The 16022-nt window shown below is 35.2% G+C and carries 16 protein-coding genes, 2 pseudogenes, 1 riboswitch and 1 other annotated feature; of the genes and pseudogenes, 14 read left to right on the top strand and 4 right to left on the bottom strand.

Features of this window, described 5'->3' with window-relative positions; translation table 11 throughout:
• Window positions 1–16: 16 nt before the first annotated feature.
• A riboswitch (cyclic di-AMP (ydaO/yuaA leader) is annotated at window positions 17–159 on the bottom strand.
• Window positions 160–192: 33 nt separating this feature from the next.
• The gene (locus ACUN0F_RS16170) at window positions 193–660 is read right to left on the bottom strand and encodes a GNAT family N-acetyltransferase (protein ID WP_046957921.1); all 468 of its coding nucleotides are present in this window, start codon (window positions 658–660) and stop codon (window positions 193–195) included.
• Between the two features lie 136 nt (window positions 661–796).
• Here ACUN0F_RS16170 and ACUN0F_RS16175 point away from each other — a divergent pair, with 136 nt between their 5' ends.
• Together ACUN0F_RS16175 and ACUN0F_RS16180 are read left to right on the top strand one after the other, a co-directional pair.
• A complete protein-coding gene (locus ACUN0F_RS16175; protein WP_000539721.1) occupies window positions 797–1045 on the top strand; it encodes a GlsB/YeaQ/YmgE family stress response membrane protein in 249 nt (82 codons plus the stop codon).
• A gap of 63 nt (window positions 1046–1108) precedes the next feature.
• The gene (locus ACUN0F_RS16180; RefSeq protein ID WP_000413408.1) at window positions 1109–2230 is read left to right on the top strand and encodes an AI-2E family transporter; all 1122 of its coding nucleotides are present in this window, start codon (window positions 1109–1111) and stop codon (window positions 2228–2230) included.
• Between the two features lie 28 nt (window positions 2231–2258).
• Here ACUN0F_RS16180 and ACUN0F_RS16185 read toward each other — a convergent pair whose 3' ends face one another.
• Window positions 2259–3416 (bottom strand): 1-deoxy-D-xylulose-5-phosphate reductoisomerase, encoded by a 1158-nt coding sequence (locus tag ACUN0F_RS16185; RefSeq protein ID WP_445539698.1) that lies wholly within the window; start codon window positions 3414–3416, stop codon window positions 2259–2261.
• A gap of 138 nt (window positions 3417–3554) precedes the next feature.
• Window positions 3555–3762, top strand: a binding site (T-box leader).
• A gap of 5 nt (window positions 3763–3767) precedes the next feature.
• Between ACUN0F_RS16185 and ACUN0F_RS16190 the strand changes: the two genes are divergently transcribed.
• From ACUN0F_RS16190 to ACUN0F_RS16215, 6 genes and pseudogenes are all read left to right on the top strand, one after another.
• The gene (locus ACUN0F_RS16190; protein WP_445539699.1) at window positions 3768–4805 is read left to right on the top strand and encodes a tryptophan--tRNA ligase; all 1038 of its coding nucleotides are present in this window, start codon (window positions 3768–3770) and stop codon (window positions 4803–4805) included.
• 220 nt (window positions 4806–5025) lie between these two features.
• Window positions 5026–5589, top strand: a complete 564-nt coding sequence (locus ACUN0F_RS16195) for a maltose O-acetyltransferase (RefSeq protein ID WP_445539700.1) — start codon at window positions 5026–5028, stop codon at window positions 5587–5589.
• A gap of 70 nt (window positions 5590–5659) precedes the next feature.
• A pseudogene (locus ACUN0F_RS16200) lies at window positions 5660–6853 on the top strand (MFS transporter).
• A 122-nt stretch (window positions 6854–6975) separates the two neighbouring features.
• Window positions 6976–8004, top strand: coding sequence for an ROK family transcriptional regulator (locus ACUN0F_RS16205; protein WP_264460992.1), 1029 nt, complete (start codon window positions 6976–6978; stop codon window positions 8002–8004).
• A 61-nt stretch (window positions 8005–8065) separates the two neighbouring features.
• Entirely contained in the window at window positions 8066–8446 is a 381-nt protein-coding gene (locus ACUN0F_RS16210) for a VOC family protein (protein ID WP_264460993.1), read from the top strand.
• Between the two features lie 98 nt (window positions 8447–8544).
• Window positions 8545–8799 carry a YbeF family protein gene (locus ACUN0F_RS16215; protein WP_264460994.1) on the top strand — a complete coding sequence of 85 codons (255 nt, stop codon included), beginning with the start codon at window positions 8545–8547 and terminating at the stop codon, window positions 8797–8799.
• Between the two features lie 113 nt (window positions 8800–8912).
• Here the strand turns inward: ACUN0F_RS16215 and ACUN0F_RS16220 are convergent, their stop codons facing one another.
• Together ACUN0F_RS16220 and ACUN0F_RS16225 are read right to left on the bottom strand one after the other, a co-directional pair.
• Window positions 8913–9374 carry an NUDIX hydrolase gene (locus ACUN0F_RS16220; protein WP_000540483.1) on the bottom strand — a complete coding sequence of 154 codons (462 nt, stop codon included), beginning with the start codon at window positions 9372–9374 and terminating at the stop codon, window positions 8913–8915.
• Window positions 9375–9391: 17 nt separating this feature from the next.
• Entirely contained in the window at window positions 9392–10231 is an 840-nt protein-coding gene (locus tag ACUN0F_RS16225) for a DUF2785 domain-containing protein (protein WP_000355494.1), read from the bottom strand.
• Between the two features lie 123 nt (window positions 10232–10354).
• On the opposite strand from ACUN0F_RS16225, the gene ACUN0F_RS16230 reads away from it, so the two are divergent.
• From ACUN0F_RS16230 to ACUN0F_RS16255, 6 genes and pseudogenes are all read left to right on the top strand, one after another.
• Complete coding sequence (locus tag ACUN0F_RS16230) at window positions 10355–11077, top strand: GNAT family N-acetyltransferase (RefSeq protein WP_445539701.1); 723 nt, start codon at window positions 10355–10357, stop codon at window positions 11075–11077.
• A 49-nt stretch (window positions 11078–11126) separates the two neighbouring features.
• Window positions 11127–11965: pseudogene (locus ACUN0F_RS16235) on the top strand (hypothetical protein).
• Between the two features lie 89 nt (window positions 11966–12054).
• Complete coding sequence (locus ACUN0F_RS16240; RefSeq protein WP_000437823.1) at window positions 12055–13077, top strand: tyrosine-protein phosphatase; 1023 nt, start codon at window positions 12055–12057, stop codon at window positions 13075–13077.
• A gap of 89 nt (window positions 13078–13166) precedes the next feature.
• On the top strand, window positions 13167–14111 hold the full coding sequence (locus ACUN0F_RS16245; RefSeq protein WP_445539702.1) for a phosphotransferase family protein: 945 nt from the start codon (window positions 13167–13169) through the stop codon (window positions 14109–14111).
• Between the two features lie 44 nt (window positions 14112–14155).
• Window positions 14156–14863, top strand: a complete 708-nt coding sequence (locus tag ACUN0F_RS16250) for a YjjG family noncanonical pyrimidine nucleotidase (RefSeq protein ID WP_445539703.1) — start codon at window positions 14156–14158, stop codon at window positions 14861–14863.
• Between the two features lie 176 nt (window positions 14864–15039).
• Window positions 15040–16002, top strand: coding sequence for a tubby C-terminal domain-like protein (locus tag ACUN0F_RS16255; protein WP_445539704.1), 963 nt, complete (start codon window positions 15040–15042; stop codon window positions 16000–16002).
• Window positions 16003–16022: the final 20 nt, after the last annotated feature.

Below are 16022 nucleotides of genomic sequence, written 5' to 3' on the forward strand. Positions count from 1 at the left end.
ACATAGGCAAAAAGCACCTTCCTCTCCCATTACGCTTACGAGGTTAGCTGTCGGACTCGGGAAGTGAGAGTTTCCCTACTTAAATAAGATTCGCCCCAAGTAGCATGGCTACAAAAATGGTTCCCCCGCTCCAAAATTTGGACTCAGCAAAAGGATTTATAAAGTAAAGGATAACATAAATAAATTGATGAGTCAAACTATTTTATGTTTTCTGATTTTTTTGAGTGAGGTTAAAACCACTCCATCGGGTAATATAATATCATTTATTTTAATAAATCCATGTTTTTTATATAAAGACAGAGCAGGTGTATTTTCTTTCCCTGTTTGTACAATATATGTTTGTGAAGGGGAGAACATGTCAAATACATAAAGTAGTAGTTTTGTGGCGATTCCTTTATGAAAATGATCGGGGGATACTACTAAACGATGAATATCAACTTCCTCTTCATCCATTTTAAAAGAAATAAACCCAGCAAGTGTATCTTCATAAAAATAGCCGTAAAAAATTTCATCACATAATTGAATATCGGCTACAGTATCATAAAGACGAGGAATAGCCGTACTATTTATATATTTTGCTTCAATTTCATAAGCGGGTATTTGAATGTTTAAAATAGAAGTAGCGGTGTTGTGAGAAGTTGTTACTAATTTTTGAATCATAGGGTAAAACCTCCTTATAGGCTTTATTTTCATAGATTTGACAAGATTTTTCTTTATTGGATATAATAATTATAATAGTTACATAACAATTTAGTATGAAAAAGAAATACACTATAATAGAAATGGAGGACTAAAAATGGGATGGATTATCACATTAATAGTTGGTGCTATTATAGGTGCAATTGCAGGTTCTATAACGGGTAAAAATTTTCCGGGTGGTATGTTTGGAAATATTATCGCAGGTTTGTTAGGTGCTTCATTAGGTGGTAGATTATTTGGATCTTTTGGGCCATCATTTGGTGGGATTCATGTCGTGCCAGCATTATTAGGTGCAATCGTATTAATTCTTATTGTATCATTTGTAGTGAAAGCTGCAAGAAAATAAAGATATAGATCATGATGAAAAGCCCTGAATAAGGGCTTTTCATCATTCGAAGAGGTGGTTTCATTGGAGAAATTAAATATTAGAAAAAGAGATAAGTTGAAAAAGTTTTTTAGAGAACAAAATTATTTAGCGGTGTTACTCGGCTTTGCGTTATTGTTTATTAACATATTACTGCTAACGAAAATTTCTTTTGTTTTTACTCCGTTTATCGTCTTTTTAAAAACAATTTTCTTCCCCGTATTATTAGCCGGTGTGCTATTTTATATTTTGCATCCATTCGTTTCGCTTTTAGAAAAGAAAGGTGTTTCCAGAATCGTATCAATCGCTTCTATATATATAATAGTACTAGGATTATTTGTATTTTTAGTTGTAACAGTAATCCCGATTATTAAAGATCAAATTGATGCATTAATAGATAACTTACCGTATTTCGGTCATGAAATTGAACGAGCAGCACGTAGATTCGGGGAAAGTAATTTACTAGGCAAAATTCAAGAGAATTTAAATATTGATGTAGCGAGTATGGTAAAAGACTATACAGTTGATTTTACGAAGTCGCTATCATCAGTAACTGGAAATGTAACTGGATTTTTAAGTACTGTTACAGAGGTCGTTTTAACGTTTGTAATGGTTCCATTTATATTGTTCTATCTTTTAAAAGATGGTGAACAATTACCGAACCACTTTTTAAAGTTTATTTCAGAGCAAAGACAACCAGCAGCGATGAGAATACTAGATGATATGCATTATGCGATTAGCTCGTATATTAGAGGGCAAATTATCGTTAGCTTGTTTATCGGTATTATGCTATTAATCGGTTACCTTATTATTGGTATTAAATATGCGGTATTACTCGCTATTTTAGCAATGATTGTAAATATCGTTCCGTACGTAGGACCAATCATTGCAATTACACCAGCATTAATTATCGCATTTATTGACTCGCCATCAATGGTGTTAAAAGTAATTATTGTAATGATGGTCGTACAATTAGCAGAAGGTAAATTTATTTCTCCGCAAGTCATGGGGAAAAAGCTAGATATTCATCCAATTACAATCATATTTATCATTTTAACTGCCGGAAACTTATTTGGTATTATGGGGATTATTTTAGCAATTCCAGGATATGCGATATTAAAAGTGTTAGTAACGCATAGTTATAGATTTGTTAAGCTGAATACGTAAAAAAAGAGCTAAAACAGATAAAACTGTTTTAGCCCTTTTTTATTAATAATTGATTTGCGTATTGGCGTGCCCATTGATCAGCTTCTAATATAGCATCGAGTGAAGGATCTTTTACATTATGATGAGCTTCAACTGTATTGTAAATTGTTTTTTCGATATCGAAAAATGCAATTTCATTTTTAAGAAATAGTGCATTTGCAATTTCGTTCGCTGCATTTAATACAGCTGGAGTTGTACCGCCAATTTTGCCACATTCAAATGCGTATTGTAGACAGGGGAACTTCTCTAAATTTGGTTTTTCAAAATGCAAACTACCAATTTCTAATAAATTTAATTTTTCATAGGATGAAAGTAGTCGAGTAGGGTAGTGAAATGCATATTGAATCGGCATTCTCATATCAGGAGCACCGAGCTGTGCCATGACTGATCCATCAATAAACTCTACTAAAGAGTGAATGATACTTTCTTTATGAATCATAACATCAATTTTTTCATAAGGAATATCGAATAGCCACTTAGCTTCCATCACTTCAAACCCTTTATTCATTAACGTGGCAGAATCTATCGTTAGTTTTGCCCCCATTAACCAGTTTGGGTGTTTTAAAGCATCCTTCGCTTGTAATGTTTTCATTTCTTCACGTGTTTTATCACGGAATGCACCGCCAGAAGCTGTAACGATTAATTTGTCTATTTCTTTATTATTTTCTCCGTTTAAACATTGGAAAATAGCTGAATGTTCGCTATCGACTGGAATTAAACGACATCCGTTTTGTTTGGCCAGTTCAGTTACGATATGACCAGCTGCAACTAACGTTTCTTTATTAGCGATGGCAATATCTTTCTTCGCTTTTAATGCTTCAATTGTTGGGAGTAATCCTGAAACACCAACGACGGAACTTAATACAAGATTTGAATGAGGGTGAGTAGCTACCGCAATTAAGCCATCCGTTCCGTATGTAATTTTTGTGTTGGTTGAAATACGCGTACGAAGCGTGTCTGCTAATTCTTTTGTCGCAACGCTTACAATGCAAGGTTGAAACGTTTTGATTTGTTGCTCAAGAAGATCGATATTATAATTTGCGGTTAAACCGATGATTTTAAAATGTTCAGGATGAGCTGAAACGACATCTAATGCAGATGTGCCGATGGATCCTGTTGAACCTAAAATGGATATATATTTTACCATGAAAAAACCTCCAAAGTTGTTTCGAGTATTTCTGCAAACCTATATAATATTAGACAATTGAAGTGGAAATTCCTGCTATATAAAACAGAAAATTAGGGGTTAATTGGAAAGGGAATGTGATAAACTGTAAAAAATAATGAAAAAGCAATGAAAGAGAAGAGTACATATTCGAAACTTTTCAGAGAGCTGATGAGTGGTGGAAATCAGTAAGGGATGAATATGGAATGGGCTCCGGAGCTTCTAGCTGAAATGAGTAGGCAAAGACGGTTGCTTCACGTTATCGAAGTATGAAGTGAGCTAACAATAGCTAATTAAGGTGGTACCGCGGGAGTCTCTCGTCCTTTTTTAAGGATGAGGGGCTCTTTTTATTTTGAGAAAGGAGGAGTTAGGATGAGTGAGAAAATAATGTTAACAGGAATTAAGCCGACAGGTTATCCGCATTTAGGAAATTATATTGGTGCGATTAAACCTGCATTACAAATGTCAAAGAAGAATGAAGGAAAAGCATTGTATTTTATAGCAGATTATCACGCGTTAAATGCTGTGCATAATCCGAGCCAGTTTAGTAGCTATACGAAAGAGGTAGCTGCTACTTGGTTATCGCTTGGACTTGGAGAAGATGTTATATTTTACCGACAAACAGAAGTGCCGGAGATTCTAGAATTAGCTTGGATATTAGCTTGCCTAACTCCGAAAGGGCTTATGAACCGTGCTCATGCGTATAAAGCGAAGGTGGAGCAAAATAAAGAAGCGGGTTTAGAGGTCGATGCAGGAGTGAATATGGGATTATATACGTATCCGATCTTAATGGCAGCTGACATATTGCTATTTCAGGCTACGCATGTGCTAGTCGGAAAAGACCAAATTCAGCATATTGAAATCGCGCGTGATATTGCAACGTATTTTAATCATACTTTTGGCAGGACATTTACACTTCCGGAGTATGTCATACAAGAAGAGGGTGCAATATTACAAGGGCTTGATGGAAGAAAGATGAGTAAAAGTTATGGGAATGTGATCCCATTATTTGCAGAGCAAGAAAAACTACGAAAGTTAATATTTAAAATCAAAACAGATTCTTCACTTCCAAATGAACCGAAAGAATTAGAAACGTTATTTACGATTTATAAAGAATTTGCAAAAGAAGATGAAATGCAGTCATTACGTGAAAAATATGAGACTGGAATCGGATGGGGGGATGTGAAAAAAGAGTTGTTTCGCGTTGTAGACCGCGAATTGGCTGGGCCTCGTGAGAAATATGCTATGTATATGAATGAACCGAATTTATTATATGAAGCGTTGGAAAAAGGTGCTAAGCGGGCAAGAGAAATCGCGAAGGCAAATTTGGTGGGAATTAAAAAACGGATTGGATTTGAGAGGGGACGCTGAGCGTTCCCTTGTTTTTCTATATGAATTTTAATTATTTATTCGTTATATCCACCTGTAAAATGAGGAAATCGCATCTTCTTTCGAAATTTATTAATTGCACATTTTAAAAAGTATGCTACTATAGGGTTACTTATTAAACTTGTTTAATAAGTATAATTAAAATCACTTATTAAAGGTGTTTAATAAGTGCGGTTCATTCGATAACAAAGGAGATGATTCTATGAAAACAGAAAAAGAAAAGATGTTAGCGGGAGAAATGTATATTGCGGATGACGAAGAATTAGTGGCTGATAGGGTGGAGGCAAAACGTTTAACACGCCTTTATAACGAGGCGATGGAGACAGGAGATGAGAGACGTTTTACGTTATTAAATCAGCTTTTAGGTTCTTCAGCTGATGGGAAAGCCCAAATTAATCCTGATTTTCGTTGTGATTATGGCTACAATATCCATGTTGGAAAGAGCTTTTTTGCAAATTTCAATTGTGTGATTTTAGACGTTTGTGAAGTTCGAATCGGTGATCATTGTATGTTTGCACCTGGTGTTCACATTTATACTGCTACGCATCCTTTACATCCGGTAGAGCGGAATTCTGGTAAAGAATATGGGAAGCCTGTAAAGATTGGTAACAACGTTTGGGTTGGCGGGGGAGCTATTATTAACCCTGGTATTTCAATTGGAGACAACGCTGTAATTGCTTCAGGGGCAGTTGTGACAAAAGATGTACCTAATAATGTAGTAGTTGGTGGTAATCCAGCTAAAGTTATTAAAACGATAGACGTATAGAAATCATTTTTCATGGGTATATGAATAAACTGGTGTCGTATCGTATAGACAATGTGAAAGGTGTTTTATTATGAAGAAAGATAGTACGAACAATTGTACAAAGACATTACTTGCTTCTTGAAACGTTCTTTTTCTCTTATTTGTTTTGCCGGGTTTCTCGTTTGCTACATGGATTTCTAGAACGGCAGCGGCGCGAGATATTTTAGCAGTGTCAAATGCAGAAATGGGCTGGATTTTGTTCGGATTATCTGTCGGTTCAATAATTGGTTTACTGAGTGCAAGTCACTTTATTGATGGTAAGGGAGCTAGAGACGTTATTATAGGTAGTATGTTTTTTATGATCGTTGGATTATTCTGTTTAGGTATTACTATTTATTTTGCTTCTAGTATGGGGGCTTTTGGTAGCTTACTAGTATTTGGAGTAGGATATGGATTAGCAGAAGTTGCATTGAATGTAGAGGGTTCTTCTATTGAGCAGAAACTAGGAACAACTCTTCTTCCGAAATTCCATGGCTTTTTTAGTGTAGGAACTTTAGTAGGCGCTCTCAGTGGTTCTGCCGCCATCTCTCTTCATATCCCAATTTTGTATCAATTCCTTGCGATTTCGGTCGTGTTTGTATTACTTGTATGTATGTTGTATCGCTTTCTTCCGCATGGAACAGGAAAGAAGGAGAAATCACGGAACAAAAAGCGAGCGAAGCATAATCCTTTACGTATGGAAAAAAAGGTGCTTTTACTTGGTCTTTTTGTGCTTGGAATGGCATTTGCAGAAGGGAGTGCGAATGATTGGCTACCTATCGTGATGGTAGACGGACATCAGCAAAGTGTAGTGACAGGTTCTATTATGTACACTATTTTTGTATTGGCAATGACATTGGCTCGAATGTGCAGTAGTTATTTTCTTGATCGATTCGGTCGTGTCGCTGTCGTACGTGCTACTATTATGATGGCTAGTATAGGAATGACAATTGTCATATTTGGGAGTAACTCATATTTTCTAGCATTTGGTGTAGTACTATGGGGGATTGGTGCCGCACTAGGTTTCCCAATTGGTCTTTCTGCTGCTGGAGATGGCGGAGAAAATGCGACTTCTAATGTTGCGACAGTTTCTATAATCGGTTTTACAGCGTTTTTAGTCGGACCACCATTTTTAGGGATACTTGGAGAAGCATTCGGAATACGTAATGCTTTGCTAGCAGTTTTATTATTTGTTATCTTGTCTGGAATTGTATCGTCTGTTACGAGAGAGAATACATCGAGTTAAATACGGAATGCCGCTAGTAGAAATATATCATCTATATTGCTTTAGAAAATGATGTATGATATATTGTCAACGCAACTTATTAAAAGTGTTTAATAAGTATGTTGATTAAGGTGGTGAGCGATTTGAGTGAGCAATTTGTTACTCAAAAATCGATTAAAGAGACGATCCTTCGTGGCATTCGTACAGCTCTACTAGAGCGAGGTAGTGCAACGAAAGTTGAACTTAGTAATGCATTAGAAATTAGTTTTCCAACGATAAGTAAATTTATAGAAAATATGAAACAAGACGGTGAAGTCACTTTAGTCGGTTTAGATGATTCAAGTGGCGGAAGAAGAGCGAAACGATATGCGTATAATCCGGAGTATATGTTAGGTTTAGCAATATTTTTAGAAAAAAATGAGACAAACTATACAATTTTCAACTGTTTAGGAGAAGTAAAAGAACAAGGAAGTACTTCAAGTGTATTAATTGATACGGGCTTAACTTTATTATCTAAACACATTGAAAGTTTTATCGCTACATTTCCGAAAATAAGCTCTATATCAATTGGCGTGCCTGGTTCGGTTGATAATGGTCGTATTTTTTATATTCCTGGATACGAAAAGTTCCAAAATTTTAATTTGAAAAGTCATTTGGAGAATCTGTTTTCTATACCAGTAGTAATAGAAAACGATATGAATGCCGCGGTGCTTGGTTATTATAAAAACACTGGAAACTATGACAATTCCTCTCTTGTATATTTGTATTCAGGTCAAAATGGACCAGGTGCAGGTATTATGATAAATGGAGATGTAGTACGAGGAAGTACATTTTTCTCAGGAGAGATATCTTTCGTTCCGCAGTATGATAATAAAAATTTCTTACAAGCTTTGAGAAGTGAAGGTTCGAATAATCCAGAGGAATATAATATAGATGCTATTACTCGTTTAATAGCTACATGTATAGCTATTATTAACCCTCATGCCTTTATCTTCTGTGATGATGAAGTGAATCAATTTGTAATAGAGCAAATTGTAAAAAGTTGTCCGCAGTACATTCCGGCAGAACATATTCCGAAAATAACAGTGAGTAATTGGAAAGAAGATTATTTATATGGATTAAAAAGTCTTGGACTTGATCTTATGATTACTAGAACGAATAAAGAAAATTAAATGTGCTGGCAATGAAGCATTCAATTGTCAGTTGAATATCATAAAAGAAAAGGTGTCTATTATGAAAATTGAACATGTAGCAATTTGGGTGAATGATTTAGAAGGAATGCGTGATTTTTATAAACAGTACTTCGGTGGTGAAGAAAATCGCTTATATCATAATCCGAAAAAGCAGTTTGAATCGTATTTTATAACTTTTGAAGGTGGAGCGCGTCTAGAACTGATGAGACAAGTAGGGATAGATGATGCATTACAAACACAAACAGTAGGATATGCGCATATTGCTTTTTCTGTAGGTAGTAAGGAGAAGGTGAACGAATTAACTGATATGTTAAAAGAAGCGGGATACCCTGTGTTAAATGGTCCACGCACTACAGGTGATGGTTATTATGAAAGTGTAGTAAGTGACCCAGAAGGAAATCAGATTGAGATAACAATTTAACGTTTTATTTACTAAAAACGAATGGAAATATAAAACTTTGTTGTTCCCCAAAATGTTTACAAGAAACCTATTATTTCTGCAGAAAGGGGGACATAACATTGAGTGAGTCAATTTTGATTTTCTGTATATATCCATTGCTTATTTGTATTTTTTCAATAGCTGTGACATATAAAGTAGGTACATTTTACGTGATGCCAATGGTAACATTTCTTATTTTTCTTTTGCTAAATGTTACAGTGCACGATCCAGTATTTTTCTTTTGGGTTGGCATGTATACGATTCTTTCATTTATTGTTTCTTATATAACTATACTTTTTATAAAGGGATATAAAGTTGTAGAAAGAGAACGTTAATATTATTTTGGGGAAATAGGGAGTTACGGTGAACGATAAAAACCTCATTTCACGTTGTAATGACGAGAAATGAGGTTTTTATATTACTATATAAAATGAAAGGAAGGGCCGTTCTATTTCACGTATAAATTGGATTGCTGAAACTCCTGAATAATTCTTTCAATAACAGGAGGAAGGTTACTAGGTAACTCATCAAGTGGAAAGAAGCGTAGTTCTTTCGATTCCGTTTGGTCGCATACAAGCTCACCGTTGAATTCTCGGCAAATATAAACAACGAGTACACCGTGTACTTGATCGCCGTTTGGATAGATTTGAAAGAAATCTGGTCCTGAGTATGTACGGAATAGTTCTGGATTTTTGATATTAAGTCCAGTTTCTTCATATACTTCTCGTTTTAAAGCGTCTTCTAGCGTTTCGTTATATTCTAAGGCGCCGCCAATAATACCCCAGCGGTTAAAATCTGTACGGAGCTGCATTAATATTTGATTTTTCTCATTTAATATAATAGCGTGTGATCCTATTAAAATCAGTGGCTGGTTTCCTACTAAATTTCTCATATCTTCAATATAACCCATAGTTGTTCTCCTTATATCTAGTAATAATTAGGAAGTTCTTTTAACATTCTTTCTGTTTTCCGTGCTGTAAAGGCTAAGTTATGATCATCTTTCGTTCTGAAAAATAAAGTGCGTAAAAAGGTTTTAATGTTGGCACATAAAATACAATACTCATTTAACGAAAGGCGTTTTCTAATTTGAGGAAGCCTTTTTATTTTTTTATGAATAATAGAAATTAACTCGTCTTGCGGAAAGTCATGATACAACATCGCTAGTAATGGCGTAACAATTCGTTCATCTTCGTTATTATGAAAAAGGTCAGATGGAATGAAGATTTTATTTAATAAACAATGAATTAACTCTTCGTACCATTCAAAAGTTGTATACGTATTATGAACAATTTCCGTAAAGGCATCAGATACGTGAGCAAGACAATGAGCCCATCCTTTATTTTCAATATAGCCTCGAAAATCCGTTTCTAAGTTTGTATATGTAATGAGTTTATTTTTTATTTCCTCGATATCCTCCTCTGTAAAAAAGTAGTGCGAGTTAGCGAATTGGAGTATTAACGCAATTAACGAAACAGTGTAAGAACGTGTGAAAACCCCATCTGAATGCGGGGAGTAAATGTCACAATATAAATACTCATCACTTAAACAAGTATGTAAAAGCAATTTCAGCTGATCATCCATAAGAAATTCATGATGAATAAAATGTACAAAACATTTATATATAAGCTGGTAACGAACGTAACTATCAGTCGTTCCGATATACTGAAGCATATGGAGCGTTAGCTCATTCATATCTATATGTCGCAGTTGCGTATAGTCATTTTGTTGTATAAGCTCTAACTGTTGTTGCAGCTCTGTAATATCCAATGGAGAACCTCCTCCGCACTTTAAAGATGCGATGTTTTCTAGTATTCTATATATTCAAGGACAATCCTGCTCATGCAAGGAGAACAATTACAAATTCAAGTATGACATAGATGAGGGAAGTATATGACGACGATAGAACAGTTAGAAAAACATTTTAAAATAAGAAGAAATGATTCTTCAATCATGATAAAAGAAAATAATGCAGAAGTTTTTACAGAAGAGCAATTAAAGGAGATAATGCAATATTGCGTTGCTGAGGCTGAAAAAGAGGGAATTGAAAACGTACATTTTGAGATTTCTTCGAAAAGCCCAAATTATGATGTGTATAAGAAATGTTTCGAAACGTATTCTTTTGAATATGTTACGGAAAACATGATCGTATGTAAGGATATATATGAAGTAGAAGATGTAGAAAGTGAAATTGATTTTAAGTTGATTGAAGAAGTTGGTGAAGATGCTTTTTATTCACTTTGGAACGAGATGACAGAAGAGCAAGTCACTTATGATCAATTTGTAAATATGATGCTACAAGAAATTGGAGAGCAATGGAAAGAACATTGTTTAACTGCGAGTATTAATGAAGAGCCGATCGGAATTGTAATCCCACATATTGAAAAGGGGACGTTAGAAGAAGGAAAACTTATGTATTTCGCAGTCGCTCCAAATATGCGAAATAAAGGATACGAAGCAGCATTCTTTACAGGAGCAATGTTTGTATTAAAAGAAATAGGAGCATCTTATTATATCGGTGAGACAAATGTGCAAAATGAGTGGATGAAGGATATTTTTGAAAAGAACGGATGTCAGCTGCTTAGTTGTACTGAGCGGTATGTGAGGAAGTTTTAGGAGGATGAATGACGTACTCTCTCGAACTCATTTAGCGGGAGGGATATATATGTTAAAACAATCCATGCATTCATTCGTTTTACTGTATCCACATGTATTGTTAGAAGGTTGGAAAGTTGAAAAGGTTTCAGAACGTTATGAAGGTGAAAAGTGGGAAACTTTTTGGTTTCAAGTTGTTACTCCAACTGGAATGTTTCGGGTAAAAGAGTTTTTTCTCGATATAATGGAGCCAGTATTTCCAGATACCTGTATTTCTCAAGCAAAAGGGATTGTTTTCAATATAAAAAGCTTGTGTATTGGAAAGGTGTAAATTATAAAGGAAAAGAAAGTTACGTTACATCTACATGGAAAACACAAGTTGAAATTTCTGTTGATCATGGATATGTAAACCAAGGCGAAATGGAAAGGTTTCTATTCGGATTACAACCGGTACATACAGAGTTTGCGAAAACGATATTACATACACCATTTCACTTATTAAGCTTTCAAGCGAAGAGAGGTGAAATGGGCGAGATAGGAAGATGTCGTGAGTGGAATGATCCAGATAACATACTCTATGTAAAGTTATCAATTCATAAAAAGCTAAGTTGGAAACTTGAATCGGTCGGTTTCGGAAATGACGAAACGCAGTATATATACTGGGACGAAGTTAATAAACTATATGCACTTTGGGTTTGTAGACATAAAAACAAAGCGTATTATCCTGTTTCTTCATGGACGATGAACTATGGCCCAAAACAAATTATAAACGGGTTAGAGATTTATTCGCACCCAAATCGTGGAACAGTTGTATATGAAGATTTAGGTAATGAACAAATCGCATATGTATTTCGAGGGAATCCATGTACAACTTATGAACAAGTAAAAGAACTTTTTACCTGTTTGTAAGATAAAAAGAAAAATGAGAACGACAAATTAGATATTCCTATAATACAATAAAGAAAGATTCGATTATATGAGAAAGTGTTGGTGAAAGAATGGAGCAGCAAAGAAATTGGTTACAAGCAACTGTAGAAAGAAATGAAGATAATACGTTACAAATAAAATGGGGAAATAATATAGAAGAAGTTCGTATTTATTGGAGTACTTCACCAGATCATATTGAAGAAACTGGCGAATTACTTGCAACGGTAAATGGAGAATCATCATATACAATTGAAAACCCGAGCGAAAATGAGCGTCCATATTTTAGACTAGTAGGTAGTAATGGACAAGCAGTGACAGTAGCTGAGCGTAGATTGCCATTACAAGGCGCGTTTAACTTCCGTGACATGGGAGGATATGAAACGACAGAAGGCCGTAAAGTGAAATGGGGTAAATTATACCGTTCTGAAGAATTAGCAGGATTAACAGAGTGGGATATTGAGTATTTACAAAAGTCTGGCTTAAAGTTAATTTGCGATTACCGTACAGACTTTGAAGTGAAGCATAAGCCAAACCCTGAGATTACAGGAGCTCGTCAAGTGTGCTTACCAGTTATGCAAGACTTAGCAAAAGACTTGAACATAAATGAGTTTTTCCAAGTTGGTGACCTTTCTATGTTAGGGAAACCAGGTGAATACCTTGTGAAAATGAATCAAGATTTCGTAAGTGGTAATGAGGCATTCGTAAGCTTCTTAAACTTAGCGCAAAACCCGGAAAACTTACCGTTAGTAAACCACTGTACAGCTGGAAAAGACCGTACTGGATTTGGATCAGCATTATTATTACTTTTACTAGGTGTACCAGAGAAAACAGTAATGGAAGATTATTTACTAAGTAACGGTTTCCGTGAAAAGTTAAACGAGAAAATGATGGACTTTTTAGGTGCAAAACTACAAAACGATGAGAGTAGAGCGATATTAGGTGCGATGTTCGAAGCACGTGCTGAGTATTTACAAGCTGCGATTGATGAAATTAAGAAGCAATATGGTTCAGTTGAAGCGTATGCTGAAAAAGCACTTGGCTTTACGAAAGAGTCGTTAGAAGAAATGAAAGTTTTATTGTTAGAAGATAAATAAAGAAGAGGGAGGCTGATTGGATTAGCCTCCTTTTCTTATTGTTGTTATAATTTTGCTAATGAGAATGTTGTGCAACGAAGAGAGAATGGATGAAAAGAACTTACGAATCGGGGGATAAAATGATTCATACACGTGGAAAAGCAGAGGGGTTAAGAGAAAAGCTAGCAACAATACTAAGTCAAGATTATAAGGAATTAGCTGTTCAGGATTTAAAGGTGATTGGAACGGGAGTGCAAAATATTGTTTTTCGAGGAGATTCAGAAAAGGGGTCTTTGGCATTTCGAGTTCCGTGGGAAAGAGAAGTAGAAAATATAAATGAAGATTTATTTAATAGTCGAATTTCATTGGAAAAGGAAGCAGAGCTTTCTAAGTATTGTCATTCAAAAGGTATTTCGGTGCCAAAGATACACGGATTGCATTTTTCTGCCGAACTTGATTTTTTAATTTCGGATTGTGTGTATACGGATCATATGCCAATTTCTGCGCACAAAATAGGAGAGTTAGTGAGCAAGCTTCATAGCATGCCAATTGATGGTTTGCATTACGAGCAAAATATTAAAGAGCCGATTAGTAAGTATATAGCAGAAAGAATTGTGAAACGGATAGAAGGGTTTAATACAATTACGAACTGTGGAATTAAACTTCCAGATACAAAACCAATTGAACATATTCTTAGTACAGCAGATCATGTAAAATGCTTATTACATATGGACATTCGACCAGCCAATTTAATCGGGTATAATGGAGAAGTTAAAGCAATAGTTGATTGGGATAACGCTTTAATTGGTCATCCATTGCTGGAGTTAATGAGAATAGCTGAAACTAATGAGATTAGTTGGGATGAATTTAAAGATGGATATAAGAATGATAGTATCTTTAATGTTACCCCTCATATCGTTAGTTTATTTTATAGACTAGATACAGCTGTCATGCTAGCAAACTTATTTATAGCACATTTGAAAATAAAAGATAAAGGTGTATTCTATAAAGAGCGGGTTAAAGCTCTTCATCAAGAAATATATAAAAACTTATAAGCAATGAGAACGAAGCTTTTAAAATAGGAATTAAGGAGAACATCATGAAATACAAAGTTATATTATTCGACGTAGATGATACATTATTAGATTTTCCTGAGACGGAAAGAAACGCATTACATAACGCGTTTGTACAGTTTGGCATGCCTACAGGGTATGATGATTATCTTGCAAGTTATAAAGAGATTAGTAATGGATTATGGAGAGATTTAGAAAATAAAATGATTACACTAAGTGAATTAGCGGTAGATCGATTTAGACAATTATTTGCACTGCATAATATAGAAGTAGATGCGCAGCAATTTAGTGATGTATACCTTGAAAACTTAGGGAAAGAAGTACATCTTATAGAAGGTGCAGTACAATTATGTGAGAAACTACAAGATTGCAAGTTAGGTATTATTACGAATGGATATACGAGGGTGCAACAATCTAGAATTGGAAATTCGCCTTTATGTAATTTCTTTGAGCATATTATTATTTCAGAAGAGGTTGGTCATCAAAAACCAGCACGTGAGATTTTTGATTATGCATTTGAAAAGTTTGGGATTACGGATAAATCAAGCGTACTAATGGTTGGAGATTCCTTAACTTCTGATATGAAAGGCGGAGAAGATTACGGCATTGATACGTGTTGGTATAATCCGAGTTTGAAAGAAAATACGACAGATGTTAAGCCGACTTATGAAGTGGAGAACCTGCTTCGTATTATGGAGATTGTGGAAGAAGCACGAGAAAAGGTGACCGTATAGTAGTGTTGTCGAGATTTGTTGATAAGTCGATATTCTTTGTCGAATCGTCGATATATCGAAAAAATCGTTGATATAATTTAAGTTACGATAGATATATTGGAAAAATCGTTGATATATTTTAAATTGCTCCGGTCAATATAGGAAAGAGCTGTGTAACAACTAGAGGTGAATAAAGGATGTTAACATTTTTATTTGAGTTAGACAAAAGTCTCCCGAAGAAGGATAATCCACGGTATGATGCTTATTCAAAGGGCTTTATTGAAGGAGATGTAACGATTCGCGCGAGTGACAGAGTATTTTTACAGAAGTCATGTATGAAGGTCGCAGAACTCGGCATTTATTTAGGACAGTGGATGGAACAAGTGCAACACGGGCAGAACATACAGATGAATTATGAAACGGCTGACCGTGAAGAGGTAATTCTTAGTTTCTTCTATGAAGAGGACAATCAGTGGAGGGTTTCTTCCGGTTGGCAACAATTTGAACTTCAAGAGCGTATATCTACGACAACATTAGTAGAGAGTGTTCAACGCTATTTGTATGAGCTAAATAAGGAACTGCGCATGGTAGAATATCCTGTGACGTTTGACCAGTACTTAAGAGGAGAGCGAGTGATGCAGCTTTCTTACAAACGACTGTGTGATAGTAAAGCGGATACGACTTCAATAGAGGTTTACAATGGAAGCGAAGGAGTAGGCGTAGTACGGGGCTATTATAAAAATGCGTTGATGAAAGTGCTAGACTTCATTCCGAAAGTCGGTAGTAATATCATTTATGAAATAAAGGATAGTAAAGACAATATTCGTGTCATTGCAAAGGATGTAAGTAGGCAGCGTCAAAGAAGGATTTTAGTAACGTACATCGATAATAATGATGCAGAGCATGAAATACTTGTATGTGACGGAAAGTTATTAGATGCAAATTTCTTATTTACTTTTACATATAAGGGAGAAGAATATGTTGTTCACAAAACTACAATTGGGCTTGGAAAGTTATTACGAAACGGCTATGTAATTGCAGATTGGAATATTCGTCTTGAGGAAGATATGTATTACATTGAGATGAATGTATATGATGAGGGCTATATAGAAGATCAATACTTACTGTTAGGCGTATTTCATGCTGTTTTGTATGGGTGATAAATGAGAAGTACCGGTAT

The organism is Bacillus sp. 1A (assembly GCF_052682215.1).

Coding starts and splice junctions, on each gene's coding strand:
- ACUN0F_RS16185 (WP_445539698.1), bottom strand. CDS start 3,416: ATGGTAAAATATATATCCATTTTAGGTTCAACAGGATCCATCGGCACA.
- ACUN0F_RS16210 (WP_264460993.1), top strand. CDS start 8,066: ATGAAAATTGAACATGTAGCAATTTGGGTGAATGATTTAGAAGGAATG.
- ACUN0F_RS16255 (WP_445539704.1), top strand. CDS start 15,040: ATGTTAACATTTTTATTTGAGTTAGACAAAAGTCTCCCGAAGAAGGAT.
- ACUN0F_RS16230 (WP_445539701.1), top strand. CDS start 10,355: ATGACGACGATAGAACAGTTAGAAAAACATTTTAAAATAAGAAGAAAT.
- ACUN0F_RS16190 (WP_445539699.1), top strand. CDS start 3,768: ATGAGGGGCTCTTTTTATTTTGAGAAAGGAGGAGTTAGGATGAGTGAG.
- ACUN0F_RS16220 (WP_000540483.1), bottom strand. CDS start 9,374: ATGGGTTATATTGAAGATATGAGAAATTTAGTAGGAAACCAGCCACTG.
- ACUN0F_RS16175 (WP_000539721.1), top strand. CDS start 797: ATGGGATGGATTATCACATTAATAGTTGGTGCTATTATAGGTGCAATT.
- ACUN0F_RS16250 (WP_445539703.1), top strand. CDS start 14,156: ATGAAATACAAAGTTATATTATTCGACGTAGATGATACATTATTAGAT.
- ACUN0F_RS16170 (WP_046957921.1), bottom strand. CDS start 660: ATGATTCAAAAATTAGTAACAACTTCTCACAACACCGCTACTTCTATT.
- ACUN0F_RS16240 (WP_000437823.1), top strand. CDS start 12,055: ATGGAGCAGCAAAGAAATTGGTTACAAGCAACTGTAGAAAGAAATGAA.
- ACUN0F_RS16245 (WP_445539702.1), top strand. CDS start 13,167: ATGAAAAGAACTTACGAATCGGGGGATAAAATGATTCATACACGTGGA.
- ACUN0F_RS16195 (WP_445539700.1), top strand. CDS start 5,026: ATGAAAACAGAAAAAGAAAAGATGTTAGCGGGAGAAATGTATATTGCG.